General features: G+C 49.1%; 15 protein-coding genes. 11 read left to right on the forward strand and 4 right to left on the reverse strand.

The annotated features are described in order from the left end of the window. Positions 1-110 precede the first annotated feature (110 nt). Positions 111-563: a hotdog fold domain-containing protein gene (locus tag PGW97_RS18400; protein ID WP_273860387.1), complete on the reverse strand. Its 453-nt coding sequence runs from the start codon at positions 561-563 to the stop codon at positions 111-113. Between the two features lie 432 nt (positions 564-995). On the opposite strand from PGW97_RS18400, the gene PGW97_RS18405 reads away from it, so the two are divergent. The 9 genes from PGW97_RS18405 (at position 996) to PGW97_RS18445 (ending at position 11954) form a co-directional block, all read left to right on the forward strand. Next, a complete protein-coding gene (locus PGW97_RS18405) occupies positions 996-1886 on the forward strand; it encodes a DMT family transporter (RefSeq protein ID WP_047884617.1) in 891 nt (296 codons plus the stop codon). Positions 1887-2423: 537 nt separating this feature from the next. Next, positions 2424-3140 (forward strand): GntR family transcriptional regulator, encoded by a 717-nt coding sequence (locus PGW97_RS18410; RefSeq protein WP_047884853.1) that lies wholly within the window; start codon positions 2424-2426, stop codon positions 3138-3140. Continuing rightward, entirely contained in the window at positions 3137-4009 is an 873-nt protein-coding gene (gene prpB, locus PGW97_RS18415) for a methylisocitrate lyase (RefSeq protein WP_273860388.1), read from the forward strand. The genes PGW97_RS18410 and prpB overlap by 4 nt, the downstream gene beginning before the upstream one ends. Before the next feature lie 92 nt (positions 4010-4101). Beyond that, complete coding sequence (locus tag PGW97_RS18420; protein ID WP_273860389.1) at positions 4102-4227, forward strand: hypothetical protein; 126 nt, start codon at positions 4102-4104, stop codon at positions 4225-4227. Positions 4228-4450: 223 nt separating this feature from the next. Continuing rightward, entirely contained in the window at positions 4451-5617 is a 1167-nt protein-coding gene (gene prpC, locus PGW97_RS18425) for a bifunctional 2-methylcitrate synthase/citrate synthase (protein WP_207104056.1), read from the forward strand. 118 nt (positions 5618-5735) lie between these two features. Continuing rightward, a complete protein-coding gene (gene acnD, locus PGW97_RS18430; protein WP_273860390.1) occupies positions 5736-8321 on the forward strand; it encodes a Fe/S-dependent 2-methylisocitrate dehydratase AcnD in 2586 nt (861 codons plus the stop codon). 11 nt (positions 8322-8332) lie between these two features. Further along, positions 8333-9523, forward strand: coding sequence for a 2-methylaconitate cis-trans isomerase PrpF (gene prpF / locus PGW97_RS18435; protein WP_273860391.1), 1191 nt, complete (start codon positions 8333-8335; stop codon positions 9521-9523). Between the two features lie 43 nt (positions 9524-9566). After that, positions 9567-11441: a propionyl-CoA synthetase gene (locus PGW97_RS18440; protein WP_273860392.1), complete on the forward strand. Its 1875-nt coding sequence runs from the start codon at positions 9567-9569 to the stop codon at positions 11439-11441. A 192-nt stretch (positions 11442-11633) separates the two neighbouring features. Continuing rightward, positions 11634-11954 carry a hypothetical protein gene (locus PGW97_RS18445; protein WP_047884611.1) on the forward strand — a complete coding sequence of 107 codons (321 nt, stop codon included), beginning with the start codon at positions 11634-11636 and terminating at the stop codon, positions 11952-11954. A 612-nt stretch (positions 11955-12566) separates the two neighbouring features. Here the strand turns inward: PGW97_RS18445 and PGW97_RS18450 are convergent. Next, positions 12567-13391 carry a bestrophin-like domain gene (locus PGW97_RS18450; protein ID WP_273860393.1) on the reverse strand — a complete coding sequence of 275 codons (825 nt, stop codon included), beginning with the start codon at positions 13389-13391 and terminating at the stop codon, positions 12567-12569. A gap of 186 nt (positions 13392-13577) precedes the next feature. On the opposite strand from PGW97_RS18450, the gene PGW97_RS18455 reads away from it, so the two are divergent. Then, complete coding sequence (locus PGW97_RS18455; RefSeq protein WP_047884609.1) at positions 13578-14030, forward strand: universal stress protein; 453 nt, start codon at positions 13578-13580, stop codon at positions 14028-14030. A gap of 130 nt (positions 14031-14160) precedes the next feature. Here the strand turns inward: PGW97_RS18455 and PGW97_RS18460 are convergent, their stop codons facing one another. Further along, entirely contained in the window at positions 14161-14769 is a 609-nt protein-coding gene (locus PGW97_RS18460; protein ID WP_273860394.1) for a hypothetical protein, read from the reverse strand. A 170-nt stretch (positions 14770-14939) separates the two neighbouring features. On the opposite strand from PGW97_RS18460, the gene PGW97_RS18465 reads away from it, so the two are divergent. After that, the gene (locus tag PGW97_RS18465; RefSeq protein ID WP_207104058.1) at positions 14940-15422 is read left to right on the forward strand and encodes a glutathione peroxidase; all 483 of its coding nucleotides are present in this window, start codon (positions 14940-14942) and stop codon (positions 15420-15422) included. Between the two features lie 223 nt (positions 15423-15645). On the opposite strand, the gene PGW97_RS18470 is transcribed toward PGW97_RS18465, so the two are convergent. Continuing rightward, positions 15646-17205, reverse strand: a complete 1560-nt coding sequence (locus tag PGW97_RS18470; protein ID WP_273860395.1) for a methyl-accepting chemotaxis protein — start codon at positions 17203-17205, stop codon at positions 15646-15648. Positions 17206-17270: the final 65 nt, after the last annotated feature.

A 17270-nucleotide genomic window follows, 5' to 3' on the forward strand; every position in this document is an offset into this window, starting at 1 on the left:
CCACTCGACTTTAATGCGTGTTATACAGATTCGCACCATGTAAAAGTCTGTTTTCTGCCGGGGTGCTAAACCCCGGGCAGTAACTCTTCCTGAAAGATACGTTTCTCGTGTTAATGTCTGACGTTCATCGTAATTTCAGCGCGAAAAACCATTTCTCCGTTTTGGTCTCTGACTTCGACTGGCACAATTTTATCACCCTCAGTCTCCCAGTTAATATGTTCGCCCTGAGCGTGAGCTGTCAGATCGGTTTTGGCTTTATTCAGGTATTCCACCGTCATACCGACCGGAATCCAGCGGCTTTTTATCGGGACGGAAACATCCGTCATCATCCCTCCGGCTAGTTCCGCCATATTGCACATCGCAATCGCATGAACCGTGTTGATGTGGTTGGTCACTCGGCGGCGTTTTTTGATTTGTACCTCTGCGAATCCGGGACGCAGCGACGTGATTTGAGGGCGAATGCTGGCAAAATAAGGCGCGACACGACAGACGATGAATGAAAACAATTGTTTCCCCATGGGGAGCAGGGAAAGTCGTTGATAAGTTTTCAGGTTTTTACGCATTGAAATATCCTTTTTCAGTGAGGTACAGCTCATGGCCGGTAGGGAGATGCGTTAATGTGTACTCTGGTCAGACCAGGTTGAAAGTTAGAAGGATATAAGGGACGGGTCAATTGCGGGATGCTGAAAGTGTGATCCTGTAATCTTTGTCAAATTTCCCGTTAGAAGGCGCACTCTTTCTTTTGCGGAATGAATGTGTTCAATGGTCTGCCAGTGCTCTGCATAAATTCTTTACTCCACTATAAATCAGACGGTTATGACTGTTCACAAACTCCTCTCGGTTTTTCCTAAGAGGATGTGCTGGGCACTGTTATGTGGCAATGTCCGACCATCAATTCAAGATGTCTTTTTACCGATATTTATTTCTAAACTGACGTGTAACAATAAGTGTCAGTTGATGATTTCATCACACAATTCTCCATAATAAGGCAAACCATGTTTTACATTTTTCCGCTTGTTACTGTCTTTATATGGTCAGGGAATGCCATCGTAAACAAATTATCTTCCAGTGTGATTGATCCGGGAGCGATCTCTTTTTATCGCTGGTTTTTTGCCATGCTGGCGTTGACTCCGTTTGTTCTACCATCAGTATGGCGGATGCGTCATGTGATTAAACCTCATTTGAGCAAGCTGGCATTTCTGGCTTTACTGGGCATGGTGTTGAACCAGTCTCTGGGCTATTTTGCCGCATCGACAACCACAGCCACGAACATGGCGTTGATTGTTTCACTGGTACCGCTGATGAGTATGTTTCTGAGTGTACCCTTGCTCGCACAACGCTTGCTGCCAATGGCGATTGTCGGCGCCGTGCTGTCGCTGGCTGGGCTGGTGTTCATGCTAAGTCATGGCGAGATAAGTAATCTTGCAGATCAGGGAATCAGCCAGGGTGACGGATTGCTTCTGCTCGCAGCCTTTGTCTATGCGCTATACAGTGTGTTGCTAAAACGCTGGCGAATGCCGATTAATAACTGGCAATCTGTCTATGTTCAGGGATTGTTTGCGGTCATGATGCTGACGCCGATGCTGCTCAGTAGTGAGCGAATCGCTATTACGGGCGAGAGTTTGCCACTGATCATGTACGCAGCTCTGCCTGCTTCGGTGCTGGCACCATGGGGATGGTTAAAAGGGATTGAGCTGCTTGGCGCGGATCGCTGTGCAATGTTCATGAACCTGATGCCGGTCTTAACGGCGTTGATCGCAAGTGTCATGCTCAGCGAACAACTCCAGGCGTATCATTATGTCGGTGGGCTTATGGTGCTGGCCGGTGTGGCACTCGCTCAGCGTAAACCTAAACCTCTCACAACCGAATCGGTCGCTACCGCATGAGTGCGACAGCCTGAGGCTTTGTAACGTATCCTTAGATGATATCGATTCTAAGCGTATGGACTAAATGAATGTTGGCACTGTATTACAGCCAGTGAAGCCGTAAAGCGGAAGACAGGAGTGACTGTCTTTCGCTTTTTTTATCCTCTATTTTTCCCTGTATTGCGATTTTCCTATCTCATTCATAGCTACTTTTCCATTTCCATTTCCATTTCCATTTCCATCTTAGTCTTCCTATTTCGCCTTTTGGATACGTTCAATGTATTCATTGTTTCAGTCATCATTCTCGAACCTTTGGGCTTTGCAGTAAGGCTAAGGGCAGTTTTACTGCGCGCCGCCTACTTATCGCCTGTCATCTTATGTCCTTTCTTTTGTTCGGCAATGAAACGAATCTAATCTGGTTGCATTTCAACCTACTTATTAGATCACATTGTCGACAATACAGACTAAGGTCTAGTGCCAATTGTAAACAATGTGCTTGTTTGTGGTCGTGGTTTGGACTAAATTTGAGATTAAGTTAACCAATTGTTGACAATTATGATGAGCCTACTTAGTCAAAAACTACAAAGTGTCGACAACCTGGCGACTGAGAAAGAAGGCACCAAGTCTGCCAGTCTGACCGAACAGCTAATCGACTTGATCGTTAAAGGGGAGTATCCGGCTGGCTGTAAAATTTCTGAAGCCGATGTCGCAAAGCGTTTTGGCGTAAGCCGCGGTCCGCTGCGTGAGGCCATGATGCGGGTTGAAGCTCTGGGTTTGGTTGAGCGTATTCCTCATGTAGGGGCACGCGTTGTCGAACTCAGTCAGGAAAAGCTGATTGATATCTATGCAGTGCGTGAAGCGCTGGAAGGAATGGCAGCGCGGCTTGCGTGCCTGCACATTTCAGATGAAGAAATTCTGGCATTAGAGAAGCTGCTGGAAACGCACCAGCAACATATCGAAGAGGTCGATGGGGAATCCTATTTTCACCAGCAGGGAGATTTTGATTTCCACTACCGCATCATTAAGGCAAGCCGAAACAGTAAGCTCATCAGCCTGCTGTGTGGTGAACTGTACCACTTACTACGAATGTATCGCTATCAGTCACAACGTTCACATTCCCGCCCGCAACAGGCACTGCAAGAGCATTTCCATTTGCTCAACGCCCTGAAAGAGCGGGACGGAGAGTTGGCTGAATTACTTATGCGGCGCCACATTATGCGCAGCCGCCAATTGATTGAACAAAAACTCACTCAGGATAAGGAGAAAGTCTCATGAGCCCAGGGAAACGCTTTCGCGAGGCCGTTGCCAAAAATCATCCGCTACAGATCGTCGGAACGATCAACCCATATTGCGCCATGATGGCTGAGCAGGTTGGCCATCAGGCCATTTACCTGTCTGGTGGCGGTATCGCTAATGCTTCGTATGGGTTACCGGATCTGGGTATCACGACCTTGAATGACGTCATCGAAGATGTACGCCGCATTACAGCCGCTTCGTCACTACCATTGCTGGTTGATATTGATACTGGTTTCGGTGGGGCTTTCAACATTGCCCGTACCATTAAAGAGATGGAACGCAGCGGTGCAGCAGCGGTACACATGGAAGATCAGGTGGCACAAAAGCGTTGTGGACACCGTCCAAACAAAGCCATTGTCAGTCAGCAGGAAATGGTGGATCGCATTAAAGCCGCTGTGGATGCGCGAATTGATGAGAACTTCGTCATTATGGCTCGTACCGATGCGCTGGCTGTTGAAGGCATGGATGCAGCAATCGAACGTGCCATCGCCTGTGTTGAAGCCGGGGCTGACATGATTTTTCCAGAGGCGATCAACACCCTGGAGCAATATAAGCAATTCTCGGAAGCCGTGAAGGTGCCAATTCTCGCCAACATTACGGAGTTCGGCAAAACACCGTTATTCAGTGGTGAAGAGCTGGCTGAATGCGGTGTTGATATGGTGTTGTACCCATTGTCGGCGTTCCGCGCGATGAACAAAGCCGCATTGAATGTGTATGAGCATCTGCTCAAAGATGGCCATCAGCGTAATGTTGTGGATCAAATGCAGACTCGTGAAGATCTGTATCACTATTTGGGCTACCACGATTACGAGCAAAAACTGGATCAGCTGTTTAAACAAGAACAATAACCCAGTGCATCTTGCACATTTTAACTGTCATACCGGCGGCAATGAGGCGGGCGGATTCTGAATAAACCATCGCCTCATTGGTGAGCGAACTGGTGAACGAACTGGTGAACGAACTGGTGTACGAACCGGAATACGAACTGATGGACAAAAAATCGTCGAACAAGATACCGGGCATTAAACAGCAGAGCAGTAAACAGACCAGCAAAAACAGGCGTTAACTAAGAAACGACACAGAATAGTAGAAACGCAGAACGAACACCGAAACGCAAAAGTATTTCCCCTAAGCAGAGGTCTTTCCGCTGAAGCAAAGGGCAGCCCAGGAAAATTATTACTATAAAGATAACGGGTTGGAGATGGTCGGCAGGACTCGTCCTGCAGGTGCCAGAAGTTGTTCCAATCTGAATCATTCAATAACGTGAAACTCAAAATAAGGAGTCTGCTATGACTGCGATAGCCGTAGCTGATGTTAAGAAGGATCAGAAGAACAAAACCCTAAGCGGCGCTGGACTGCGCGGACAAAGCGCCGGCAGCACCGCGTTGTGTACAGTAGGTAAAACCGGTACCGGCCTAACGTACCGTGGTTATGATATTACTGACTTGGCGAACCACGCTGAGTTTGAAGAAGTGGCTTACCTGCTGCTGAAAGGCAAATTGCCGACCCAAGCTGAACTTGATGGCTATAAAGCAACACTGAAACAGGCACGTGGATTGCCACAGGCGCTGCGTCTGGTACTGGAAGCCATTCCGGCGGATGCACATCCGATGGATGTGATGCGTACCGGTTGTTCAATGCTGGGTAATCTGGACCAAGAGCGTGATTTCTCACAACAGGCCGAGAAAACCGATACCTTGCTGGCCATGCTGCCCGCGATTATCTGTTACTGGTATCGCTATTCTCACGATGGTGTACGTATTGATACCGCCAGCAGTGAAGAGGACAGCATTGGCGGCTATTTCCTGGAAATGCTGACCGATAAAGCACCGTCTGAACTGCATAAGAAAGTGATGCACTGCTCGCTGATTCTTTACGCAGAACATGAATTCAATGCCTCAACCTTTACTGCTCGCGTGTGTGCGTCGACCCTGTCTGATCTGCATTCTTGTGTTACCGCGGCTATCGGCAGCCTGCGTGGTCCGCTGCACGGCGGGGCAAACGAAGCCGCGATGGAAATGATCGAGCAATGGCAGTCTCCGGACGAAGCGGAAGCCGGCATCATGAAAATGCTGGAGAACAAAGAGAAGATCATGGGGTTTGGCCACGCCATCTACCGTGAGTCGGATCCACGTAATGCCCTGATCAAAGCCTGGTCGAAGAAGCTGTCTGAGGATGTTGGTGATACTCATCTGTATGCGGTGTCAGAACGTGTCGAAGCGGTGATGAAGCGGGAAAAAGATCTGTTTTGTAATGCCGATTTCTTCCATGCCTCGGCGTATCACTTTATGGACATCCCGACCAAGCTGTTTACGCCAATTTTTGTGATGAGTCGCGTAACAGGCTGGGCTGCACACGTATTTGAGCAGCGTGCGAATAACCGAATCATTCGTCCGAGTGCGGATTACACCGGTCCTGAGCATCAGGAATGGGTGCCGATCGAACAGCGCGATTAAGCGTTAATAACAGCAGACTCCGAACCAAAGGAGTCCCTCCTTTCACTCCCCCCTGTTTATGGGGGGAGATTTAATTGCCGAATAGGGTCTGTGAGCGGAAGTTTCACGGAGGGAAGCAATGAGCATAAACACACTATACCGCAAGCCTCTGGCTGGAAGCGGACTTGATTATTTTGATACCCAAGAAGCCGTTAATGATATTTCACCTGGTGCGTATGAAACGCTCCCTTACACCTCTCGTGTACTCGCAGAGCAGTTGGTCAGACGCTGTGACCCAGACGCATTAACTGATTGTTTACGACAGATCATCGAACGCAAGCGGGATCTGGACTTTCCGTGGTACCCGGCGCGGGTTGTGTGTCACGACATTCTGGGCCAAACCGCGCTGGTTGATTTGGCCGGTTTGCGGGATGCTATCGCAGATCAAGGCGGTGACCCGGCGAAAGTGAACCCAGTGGTGGAAACTCAACTGATTGTTGACCATTCATTGGCGGTGGAACACGGGGGCTTTGACCCGGATGCCTTTGATAAAAACCGAGCCATTGAAGAACGTCGTAACGAAGACCGGTTTCACTTTATTAACTGGTGCAAAACTGCTTTTGAGAACGTGAGCGTGATTCCCGCGGGGAATGGCATCATGCACCAGATTAACCTGGAAAAAATGTCGCCTGTGGTTCAGGCCAAAGACGGTATTGCTTACCCTGATACTTGTGTCGGTACCGACAGCCACACGCCGCATGTTGATGCTCTGGGCGTTATCGCTATTGGCGTGGGTGGGCTGGAAGCGGAAACAGTCATGTTGGGACGGCCGTCGATGATGCGCCTGCCGGATATTGTCGGGGTGAAACTCACCGGCCAACGCCAGCCGGGCATTACCGCTACTGATATTGTGCTGGCATTGACTGAGTTCCTGCGCAATGAGCGCGTGGTGTCGTCCTATCTGGAATTCTTTGGCGAAGGGACCAAAGATCTGACGATTGGCGACCGCGCCACTATCTCTAACATGACGCCGGAATATGGCGCGACGGCGGGGATGTTCTACATCGATGAGCAGACTATCAACTATCTGAAGTTGACTGGCCGTGATGATGCTCAGGTTAAGTTGGTTGAACAATATGCCAAACAGACCGGCTTGTGGGCAGATGCTCTGGATAATGCGGTGTACGAGCGAGTACTGGAGTTTGATATCTCCCAAGTGTCGCGCAATATGGCGGGCCCTTCGAATCCGCATCGTCGCTTACCAACGTCAGAACTGGCTTCTCGTGGTATCTCTGGCAAGTGGGAAGAGAAAGCGGGCGAACTGCCGGATGGCGCGGTAATCATTGCTGCTATCACCTCTTGTACTAATACCAGTAACCCTCGCAACGTGGTGGCTGCCGGCTTGTTTGCCAAGAAAGCCAATGAATTGGGCCTGGTTCGCAAACCTTGGGTGAAATCGTCGTTTGCTCCGGGATCCAAAGTCGCCAGATTGTATCTGGAAGAGGCCGGCTTGTTGCCTGAACTGGAAAAGCTGGGCTTCGGCATTGTGGGTTACGCCTGTACTACCTGTAACGGGATGAGTGGGGCGCTTGATCATGCAATCCAGCAAGAAATCATCGACCGTGATCTCTACACAACCGCTGTACTGTCCGGCAACCGTAACTTCGATGGTCGTATTCACCCATACGCCAAACAGGCTTTCCTGGCGTCACCGCCGCTGGTGGTTGCCTATGCCATTGCAGGAACCATCCGCTTTGATATTGAACGTGACGTACTGGGCACGGACAGTCAGGGCAATCCGGTTTACCTCAATGATTTGTGGCCAAGTGACGAAGAAATTGATGCGGTTGTCGGCAAGTATGTGAAGCCGGAGCAGTTCAATCAGGTTTACATTCAGATGTTCAAACTGAATGACGAAGCCCGAAACAGCAATCCGCTTTACGACTGGCGTCCGATGAGTACTTACATTCGCCGTCCTCCTTATTGGGAAGGGGCGTTAGCCGGTGAGCGAACGTTATCGGGAATGCGCCCGTTGGCAATCCTTGGTGACAACATAACTACTGACCATTTATCGCCATCTAATGCGATTCTGGCCTCCAGTGCTGCCGGGGAGTATCTGGCGAAGATGGGCGTACCGGAAGAGGATTTCAACTCTTACGCGACTCACCGCGGTGACCACCTGACTGCGCAACGTGCGACTCTCGCGAACCCGAAACTGTTCAATGAGATGGTGAAAGAGAATGGCGACGTGGTGCAGGGCTCTCTGGCACGAGTCGAGCCAGAAGGTAAGGTCACTCGTATGTGGGAAGCCATTGAGACCTATATGGATCGCAAACAGCCGCTGATTGTGGTGGCCGGGGCCGATTATGGGCAGGGTTCTTCCCGCGACTGGGCTGCCAAAGGCGTCCGGCTGGCAGGGGTTGAAGCTATTGTGGCGGAAGGCTTCGAGCGTATCCACCGTACCAATCTGGTAGGGATGGGCGTATTGCCGTTGCAGTTCAAAAATGGCGTGAATCGCAATACTTTAGGGCTGGATGGGACTGAGCTGTACGACGTCGTCGGTGAAATCAAACCGGGGGCCGAATTAGCTCTGGTGATTACCCGAGCCAATGGTGAAAAAGTCGATGTACCGGTGACATGTCGTCTAGATACCGCAGATGAAGTGCATGTGTACGCCGCAGGCGGTGTCCTGCAGCGATTTGCGCAAGACTTTCTGGCTCAGTAAGGGGAGGAACCATGACAGGGATAATGTCTCAGTCGCAGATGAAAGTGCCGGCCACGTATATGCGTGGCGGCACCAGTAAAGGCGTATTTTTTAATCTGGCTGATTTGCCACCTCAGGCTCAGATTCCCGGTAAAGATAGGGACAGCCTGCTGTTGCGGGTCATTGGCAGTCCGGATCCTTATGGCAAGCAGATCGACGGGATGGGGGGAGCCACATCGAGCACCAGCAAAACGGTGATCGTCTCTAAAAGCCAGAAAGCCGATCATGATGTCGACTACCTGTTTGGTCAGGTGTCGATTGATAAACCGTTTGTGGATTGGAGTGGGAATTGCGGCAACCTCTCTGCGGCAGTGGGGCCCTTTGCAATTCATGCCGGTCTGATACCCCAGGAACGGTTGTCGGAAAATGGCGTTGTTACCGTCCGGGTCTGGCAGGTCAATATCGGGAAAACCATTCTTATTCATGTTCCTGTCGTAAATGGCTTTGTACAGGAAACCGGTGAATTTGAGCTGGATGGCGTGACGTTTTCGGCCGCGGAGATTCAGGTGGATTTCATGGATCCCGCTGATGGCGAAGGCGCTATGTTTCCGACCGGTAACCTGATTGATGATCTTGACGTACCGGGTGTTGGCACCTTCAAAGCCACTTTGATCAATGCCGGTATCCCGACCATTTTTGTTGAGGCTGAAGCCATTGGCTTTACCGGTACTGAGCGTCAGGATGATATCAATAATGATGAAAACGTCCTGGCCATGTTCGAAAAGATCCGTGCTTATGGTGCCCTGAAAATGGGGCTGATTCAGCATCTGGAAGAGGCAGAAACACGTCAGCACACACCGAAAGTCGCCTTTGTTTCCAAACCTAAAACTTATCAGTCTTCCAGTAACAAAATCATTGCTGAGAACGAAGTGGATCTGCTGGTTCGTGCGCTGTCAATGGGTAAGCTGCACCATGCCATGATGGGGACGGCTGCGGTGGCAATCGCCTCTGCTGCTTGCGTGCCGGGGACACTGGTCAATCTGGCGGCCGGAGGCGGGGAAAAAGAGTCAGTGACGTTCGGCCATCCTTCAGGGACGTTAAAAGTCGGAGCCCAGGCTAAACAGACCGGACAGGACTGGGTGATAGAGAAAGCAATCATGAGCCGCAGTGCTCGTATCTTGATGGAGGGCTTTGTCCGTGTTCCCTCCACTGTCTTTGCGTAGCGCTTTTAAATAAGCAATGTCAGGACATACTGGAGGAAGCAATATGTCTTCATATCAGGAAGCATTTACCACTTCGGTGGAACAACCGGAGCTTTTCTGGAAACAACAAGCCGAAAAACTCGCTTGGTACCAATTTCCGCACACCATTCTGAGTAAAGATGAACACGGTATTGATCGTTGGTTTGCTGATGGAGAACTCAATACCTGTTATCTGGCGTTGGATCATCATGTTGAGCAGGGGCGAGGTGATCAGACCGCGTTGATCTATGACTCGCCGGTTACGGGTCAGAAAGCCCGCTATACCTATCTGGTGTTACGTGATCAAGTCGCGAAAACCGCTGGCATGTTGGCATCGCTGGGGGTTGTAAAAGGGGATCGGGTGGTGATCTACATGCCAATGATCCCTGAAGCGGCGATGGCGATGTTAGCCTGTGCGCGTTTAGGGGCTATTCACTCGGTGGTGTTTGGTGGCTTTGCACCCAACGAACTGGCCGTTCGCATTGAAGATGCGGAGCCCAAAGTGGTACTGACGGCCAGTTGCGGCGTCGAAGTCAATAAAGTCATCCCCTACAAGCCGATGGTGGATCAGGCTGTAATGGACAGCCGCTGGAAACCCGATTATGTGGTGGTTTATCAGCGCAAGCAATGTCTGGCTGATTTGCACCATGAGCGGGACAGAGACTGGAGTTCAATGCTGAAATCGGCTCAACCTCATGTGTGCGTGCCGGTTCAAGCAACGGATCCACTGTATATATTGTACACGTCGGGTACAACCGGAAAGCCCAAAGGGGTAGTACGGGATAACGGTGGTCATGCCGTAGCAATGCGCTATAGCATGGAAGCCATTTATGACGTCAGCCCGGGAGATGTGTATTGGGCGGCATCAGATGTGGGTTGGGTGGTCGGACATTCTTACATCGTGTATGCGCCTTTAATCCATGGCTGTACGACGATCATGTACGAAGGCAAACCTGTGAGAACGCCGGATCCGGGTGCTTTCTGGCGAGTGTGTGATGAGTACAAGGTGAAAATTTTGTTCTCTGCCCCAACCGCGTTTCGTGCCATCAAAAAAGAGGATCCTCAGGGGAGCCATCTGAAGGATTATCCGATGGCATCGCTGAAAACGATCTTCATGGCCGGAGAGCGACTGGATCCGCCCACTCTGGAATGGGTGGAAGAGAAAACCGGTCGCCCGGTCGTGGATCACTGGTGGCAGACTGAAACCGGTTGGGCGATTGCCGGTAATCCACTTGGCATCGAAACCTTTAAGGTGAAACCCGGCTCATCAACAAAACCGATTCCCGGCTATCAGGTTGAAGTGCTCAACGAAGTGGGATTACCCCTTGGGGCGAATCAACAAGGGTTTATAGCCATTAAACGGCCTTTACCTCCTGGCTGTCTGCCTACTGTGTGGCGTAACCACGATCGGTTTGAAACCGGCTATCTGAGCCAGTTCCCGGGTTATTACGTTTCAGGGGACGGGGGATATCTGGATGAAGACGGTTATCTGTTTGTCATGGGGCGTATCGACGACGTCATTAATGTGGCTGGGCATCGTTTATCGACGGGTGAAATGGAAGAAGTGGTCGGTGCCCATGAAGCCGTTGCGGAATGTGCTGTGATCGGTATTCATGATGAACTGAAAGGGCAGTTGCCACTCGGGCTGGTTGTTCTTAAAGATGGCTACTTCTCCGAAAACGGGGAGATTGAAGCCCAGCTGCTGCAAAAAGTGCGTCAGGAAATCGGTGCTGTGGCCTGTTTTAACAAGGCACTGATCGTAGATCGATTACCGAAAACCCGATCAGGTAAGATCTTGCGCCGTGTGATCCGTCAGATTGCGGATGGCGAACAATACGTAGTGCCATCCACTATTGATGATCCATCCAGTCTGCAGGAAATCGAACGTGTGCTTCGTTAAGTTCGGGTACTGAGGCTAAGTACCACGTTTAAGTACGACGGATTGGGTGAATCGTGACGCGGACGACCTACAAACTGAAAATAAAAATTAACATTAAAGGAGGCTTAGCCTCCTTTTTTATTTTGTGATCTTGCTCAAAACCAGGACATGCACTATCAATGAAAGCGCGTAGAGGCAAAAAAGGAGGATGCCATGCGATTGAATGTATTGGTGGTCACGCTGGCGGTACTGGCGCTGGTGTTCGATAAATTCAACCTGATAGGAAATGATACGCATGCCTACGTGAATGCGCCGGTTTGGTCGTCAGAGAGAGCAGGTGTAACCGTCGTGTCTGATTCAATCTCACAGGGAGCAGAGGCTAATATTACGCAAAGAAACGAGACTGATAAGCCTGTCTTAGTCGCCACCTTGCCGGGAGAAACAAATAGTAGCGACTTATTCGAGCAGCGGATGTTTCCAAACATGAACAGGGTTGTGCTGGGCGGCGTTGTGATTGAAAACGAATCACCCTAATGTCAGGGCGAAGTTGTGGGGTGTTCCGCGAAGGTGCGTGTTCAAACAATTGTTTTGACGTTTCGTCACTGAGTGGCGCTTGAGTGGCGCTTGAGTGGCGCAGGGGGTCTTTGGATGACACGTATGTCTTTCTTTAGACGATAATTCATGTTACTCAACAGTGAACCCACATAAAACGTAAAAGCCGCATCATGCGGCTTTATTATACGTTTTAAGGAAAGCAACCTTTGTCCGAAGCAGTACTGTACGGCTTTCTGCTTTGAGCTTATACCTAACCTGTTTAGTGTCTTTACTCATTGTAACGACCCTGTGCTCCATTCTTATTGTTCTTGATGGATAATTGTATGACTATTTAGTGTGATTCTACTCCCAGAATTCACCTTTTTAATATATCGTATTGACAAAAGAGTTCATACGAGTGACCGGATTTTTTTTATAAAACCAATCTCTTATGTGAAATGTGTCACAAAGGGAATATATGCTCCCTGACAAATTGAGAAATTATTAATCAATCGCCGGGCGCGAAAAGCCTCTGTGAAACCTCTGTTTAGGACTGGTGTTTTTAAACGTTACTTCGAGCAGCTACTTCAGATCATGATTTCGGTATTAGTGCTAGTCAGGTCTTGCCGGGAGTGGATCGAGCTCGACGGGAGTAATCAGGCTGCTCAGACTGTTTTCCAAATCGATCAATGGCTGCTGGCTAATCACGATAATGCTGCGATTAGGTCGATCCAGCTCCACGATCAACGTCAGTACCAGAGAAAAGGCTAAAGCAAACGGGATGGCGGCAACCATTGCCCGGCCTCTGTGTTGAGCACCAACCTGAATCCCATTCAGTGAAATAGTCAGGAATGTCAGTAATCCTAACGTGAACCAGATACTGGCGGGTATACGCCCTCGCATCCCTTTGTTAACACGCTCTGAGTGAATATCTATCATGTCATTGAGTGAGTTGATGTAGAGCAGCAGCAGTTCGGGTGCCGTCGTTTTATGCGCCGCGACGGCTTGTTGCCATAACGCGACTTGCAGCTGTTCGCTGCGTTGAATTGCCTTTGGCACGTAGGCCTGGCCTTCTTTTGTATTTTTGACGATACGCAATGAAACGTATTCACGTAATAATTCGCGGCTGCGAGTGCGGTAAGGTTCAGCAAGGAGCGATGTGCGCAGAACGGTAGTACCTATGGTATTCGCTTCCGTCAAAATGATTTGTTTTCGGTCGGCAGATTTGCCTGCCGCCATACTGAATGTAATGGCCAATATAAAAGCTAGCAGGCTGGCTAACCCTGTCGCCATAGGGCCAATCGACTCATGAAAAGTCTTGTCGGAGAGTTTCCCCGCTACGCGATAGCCGATTTCAAAGATCAGACAGATCACAAAAAAGATCAGGAGCAGAACGAGGAATATAGACAACGAGTCAAGTCGGGAAGACAGAGACATATACCCTCCGGGGACATTATTTTCTATAAGTATGGAACTGAATTCTATTGTTTGATCGACCTTTTCAAGACTATCTGCTGCAACGGAAATCATCGTAAAAATCCGCCATTGATTTCGAACTCATCTATATTGATTAGACATAAATTGATTCCCATAAACAGCCTGATGACCTGACGAGGAGTAAACATGAAATACAAACACGTCATGTTAGCGGTCAATTTTGATCGGAATGCCGAATACCTGGTGACCAAGGCGGCGGAGCAGGCCAAAATCAATCATGCATTGTTCAGTGTGATTCATGTAGATCCGGATTTTTCAGAACTGTATGAGGGGGTTCGAGAGTTTGAGCCGGAAGACTTTGATGAAGAAAATCAAAGTCCGTCGATAAAAACCATGCTGAGTTTACTGCAAGGTGCCAATTATCCGATCTACAAGCATGTGTTCTATGCCGGTTATGTGGAAGACCAGATCATCAGGGCCATAAACGAGTTTGATGTGGATCTACTGATTATTGGTCACCACGAATCCAGCGTTTTTCGTCAACTGGCTTTATCAGCCAGTGAACCGCTACTGAGAAAAATGCCCTGTGACATCTTGTTTATGCGAGTTGAACGTGATCCTAAACCGCGTGAGTCGTGAAGAGTTACAAGCCTCTTTAGTTATCGCGTCATGGCATATTGCTGGTTGTCATCGAACTGCGTTCAAACATCGCCAAGCATAGTGAGGTGTGCCACTACCTAAACCGTGTCCTGCTCGGGCATGCTACTTCTTAAAACAGCCGCTTGATAAAACGCGTTAACGTATCGAGTAGGGATGCGTTGTGCTTATCGTCATGAATTTTCTCGGCAGATTGAGACTTTCTCGCTTCAAGGGCCACATAATAGGCTTGCATGAGCTGCTGACGGAGAGCATGCTGCTCGGGAGTTAGCCCTGTTGACTGTGAGTCAGTATCGCTTTCGTTGCTGGTGATTTCGGTATGGGATTTTTGGTTGCAGACGGCTAGTCCTGAAACTGTTGATGCTTGCTCGTTCGCGTAGCTGAAATCAATGCCATGGTAACCCTGAGCTAATAACCATAATTTAGTGATCACAATCAGCCCCAACTCATCATTACTTTTAAATTTCTCAGCATGTTGACTCCCAACGTGGGCAGAAAAAAGCGACTTCATTTCAGCAGTTTTGGTTTGCGTTGAGATAAAGACTTCCAGCCATTGCTGGTAAGATTGGGTCAGTAAACCCAGCGCAATGTCTTCCTGCGGTTTTTGTCTCTGTGTACACGCTTGAGAGAAGAATGCCGATCGTTGGTTAATGAACTGCTGGGCAAAGTCTCTTTCTTCTTCTGACAGTGGAAGTTGAGGCAGACCGAACAGGTTAAGCATTGAATGTAGTGATGTCATGGTAACTGGTGTCTTAAAGAGTTTTTGAGAGTGTACGTGAATTAGAAGCAGGTTTCTAAAAGAATGGCTTACACTAATGGCAGGTCAGAGTCTGGTGTAAAATGAGTGCTTAGTGAACGACGCCGGACAGAACAGAGTAAATGGAGAAAGACATGGCTGCTTTTTACGAATTGTCTGCCAGGAAAATTAATGGCGAAGATGTATCAATGGCTGATTTTGCCGGTAAGGTGGTCTTGGTGGTGAATACCGCCAGTGAGTGTGGTTTTACCCCGCAGTACAAAGGGTTGCAGGAACTGTACGAAAAATATCACGATCAAGGATTGGTCATTCTGGGCTTTCCCTGCAATCAGTTTGGTGGTCAGGAACCGGGCGAGAATGCGGAAATAGCCGAAAGTTGTCAGCTAAACTTTGGGGTGTCATTCCCGATGTTTGAAAAAGTGGACGTCAAAGGGCCGGAAAGCCATGACGTTTTTCGTTTTCTTACCAGAGCGTTGCCCGGATTATTAGGTAACCAGGTGAAGTGGAATTTCACGAAATTTCTGATTGGCCGGGACGGAAAGCCGATAAAACGGTTTGCGCCGACAAAAAAACCGCAAGTGTTGGAACGAGACATTATTCGGGCGTTGAGAGCCTGACATACATCAGAAAAAGACAAACCCTGAATAAGCGAGTAACCGCTTGAACGATATTGACCCGGTGGATCTCAGCATCACTTCCGGCTTTTTACTTCATTGTTAAGGTAAGACTCAGGTAAATGGCCGGATGGGATTGTTCTCTTGTAGACTGTTCCACGGTGGGGCAGTCTGAGGGCAATGAGTGAATCGGTGTTCGTTTTGTTCACACATTGCCCCAAGAAGGTCATGCTCTTCGGAATTGCCTGACCAGCTTACCCTGAGAATTCAGATTGCTGACAAGCCCATTGCATTCAGTCAGTACATCATTTGCCAGATGGTTCGTTTCAATACAGGCTTCAGTGATTGACTGAACATTCATGTTCATGCTTTCGGAAACCCTTGCCATTTCCTCGACGGCTACGGCAATTTCTCCGTTACGATCGGAAATGTCGTTAATCTGATGCAGCAAGGCATTGAGTTTATCGCCGGATAACTCGGCACTGCTGACACAATGTTCCGACAATTTTGTGCCCTCCTTCATCGAATGCACAGCATGGGTGGTGCTGGTCTGGATTTGCTCAATCGCGGCCTGAATCTCCAGCGTTGCAGTCTGACTGCGTTGTGCCAGTGCGCGCACCTCGTCGGCGACCACAGCAAAGCCTCGACCTTGCTCACCGGCTCGTGCAGCCTCAATCGCCGCATTGAGTGCCAGTAAATTGGTTTGGTCGGCAACACTTTGAATGATAGCGAGGATTTCACCGATGGTTTTACCGTGTCCTTCAAGCTGAGAGATGATATTTGCGGCATCATTAAGTTGAGTGGCCAGCATCTGAATCGATTCGACCGTACTGTTAACTGACTGCATGCCTTCGATCGCCGCTTGTTTAGCCTGGTCGGTTACCCCTGAGGTATTCTGGGCATTATGCGCAATTTGATTGGCAGTAGAATGCATTTCATTGATAGCTGCGGCCAACTGCTCGGTCTCTGCCGTTTGTCGCTCTAGATTGCCGGATGTTGCGTGACTGTTTTCAGAAATCGAACGGGCAGTACGCGCAATCTCATCATTTGAGTCCTGAATGCGGCCTACAACGGCATTGAGCTCTGACTGGCGCATTTTCATTGCCAGTTTAATCTCGGACAGGTCGTCCACATGCTTGTTATAAACCCGCTCCATCAGGGGATTATCAAAGATCTCGCGGGCATCTTTGGACAATGATTCCAGTCGCCGAGTCAGACCATATACTGACGCTACCGTGCCAGCCAAAAAGAACCAGACGCCAGCTCCTGGCAGCCAAAACCCGTCAATGACACTAGAGAGTGCGGCGATCGGCAACAACGCAAATGTGATGCGCTGCCATAACCGACTGCGAACACCGGTCAGGCTGCGCAGGGACTTTCCAGCACGAATCTGAGCATAGATTTTGTCGGCGTGTTCGACATGCTGACGTTCAGGGAGAAATCTGACCGACTGGTACTCAGTGATGGTGCCGTTTTCAATAATAGGGGAAGCAAACGCATCGACCCAGTAATAGTCACCGTTTTTACACTGATTTTTGACAAGTCCCATCCAGGATTTGCCCTTTTTAATATGCGTCCATAAATCTTTAAATGCCTCAGGAGGCATGTCCGGATGACGAATTACATTGTGTGGTTGGTCAATCAGTTCTTCTTTTGTATAACCGGCAACCTCACAAAATTCGTTACTTACATAAGTGATATGACTACTGAGTTCGGTAACGGAAAGGAGGTTATATGTATTCGGATAAGTAACTTCTTTTGCGGTTGAAGGCGAATCTTTACGCATGAATACCTCAAATGTAATTCTTGTAATAAATTTTTCTTATAGCTGTTCGGGAGATGAAATTCAGG

Origin of the sequence: Photobacterium sp. GSS17 (assembly GCF_028621875.1) — a bacterium.
Classification (GTDB): domain Bacteria; phylum Pseudomonadota; class Gammaproteobacteria; order Enterobacterales; family Vibrionaceae; genus Photobacterium; species Photobacterium ganghwense.

Excerpts from the sequence above, each read along its gene's own strand:
- prpF (WP_273860391.1), top strand. The coding sequence starts at position 8,333 with ATGACAGGGATAATGTCTCAGTCGCAGATGAAAGTGCCGGCCACGTAT.
- PGW97_RS18400 (WP_273860387.1), bottom strand. The coding sequence starts at position 563 with ATGCGTAAAAACCTGAAAACTTATCAACGACTTTCCCTGCTCCCCATG.
- prpB (WP_273860388.1), top strand. The coding sequence starts at position 3,137 with ATGAGCCCAGGGAAACGCTTTCGCGAGGCCGTTGCCAAAAATCATCCG.
- PGW97_RS18440 (WP_273860392.1), top strand. The coding sequence starts at position 9,567 with ATGTCTTCATATCAGGAAGCATTTACCACTTCGGTGGAACAACCGGAG.
- prpC (WP_207104056.1), top strand. The coding sequence starts at position 4,451 with ATGACTGCGATAGCCGTAGCTGATGTTAAGAAGGATCAGAAGAACAAA.
- PGW97_RS18470 (WP_273860395.1), bottom strand. The coding sequence starts at position 17,205 with ATGCGTAAAGATTCGCCTTCAACCGCAAAAGAAGTTACTTATCCGAAT.
- PGW97_RS18445 (WP_047884611.1), top strand. The coding sequence starts at position 11,634 with ATGCGATTGAATGTATTGGTGGTCACGCTGGCGGTACTGGCGCTGGTG.
- PGW97_RS18465 (WP_207104058.1), top strand. The coding sequence starts at position 14,940 with ATGGCTGCTTTTTACGAATTGTCTGCCAGGAAAATTAATGGCGAAGAT.
- PGW97_RS18410 (WP_047884853.1), top strand. The coding sequence starts at position 2,424 with ATGAGCCTACTTAGTCAAAAACTACAAAGTGTCGACAACCTGGCGACT.
- PGW97_RS18450 (WP_273860393.1), bottom strand. The coding sequence starts at position 13,391 with ATGTCTCTGTCTTCCCGACTTGACTCGTTGTCTATATTCCTCGTTCTG.
- PGW97_RS18455 (WP_047884609.1), top strand. The coding sequence starts at position 13,578 with ATGAAATACAAACACGTCATGTTAGCGGTCAATTTTGATCGGAATGCC.
- PGW97_RS18460 (WP_273860394.1), bottom strand. The coding sequence starts at position 14,769 with ATGCTTAACCTGTTCGGTCTGCCTCAACTTCCACTGTCAGAAGAAGAA.
- acnD (WP_273860390.1), top strand. The coding sequence starts at position 5,736 with ATGAGCATAAACACACTATACCGCAAGCCTCTGGCTGGAAGCGGACTT.
- PGW97_RS18405 (WP_047884617.1), top strand. The coding sequence starts at position 996 with ATGTTTTACATTTTTCCGCTTGTTACTGTCTTTATATGGTCAGGGAAT.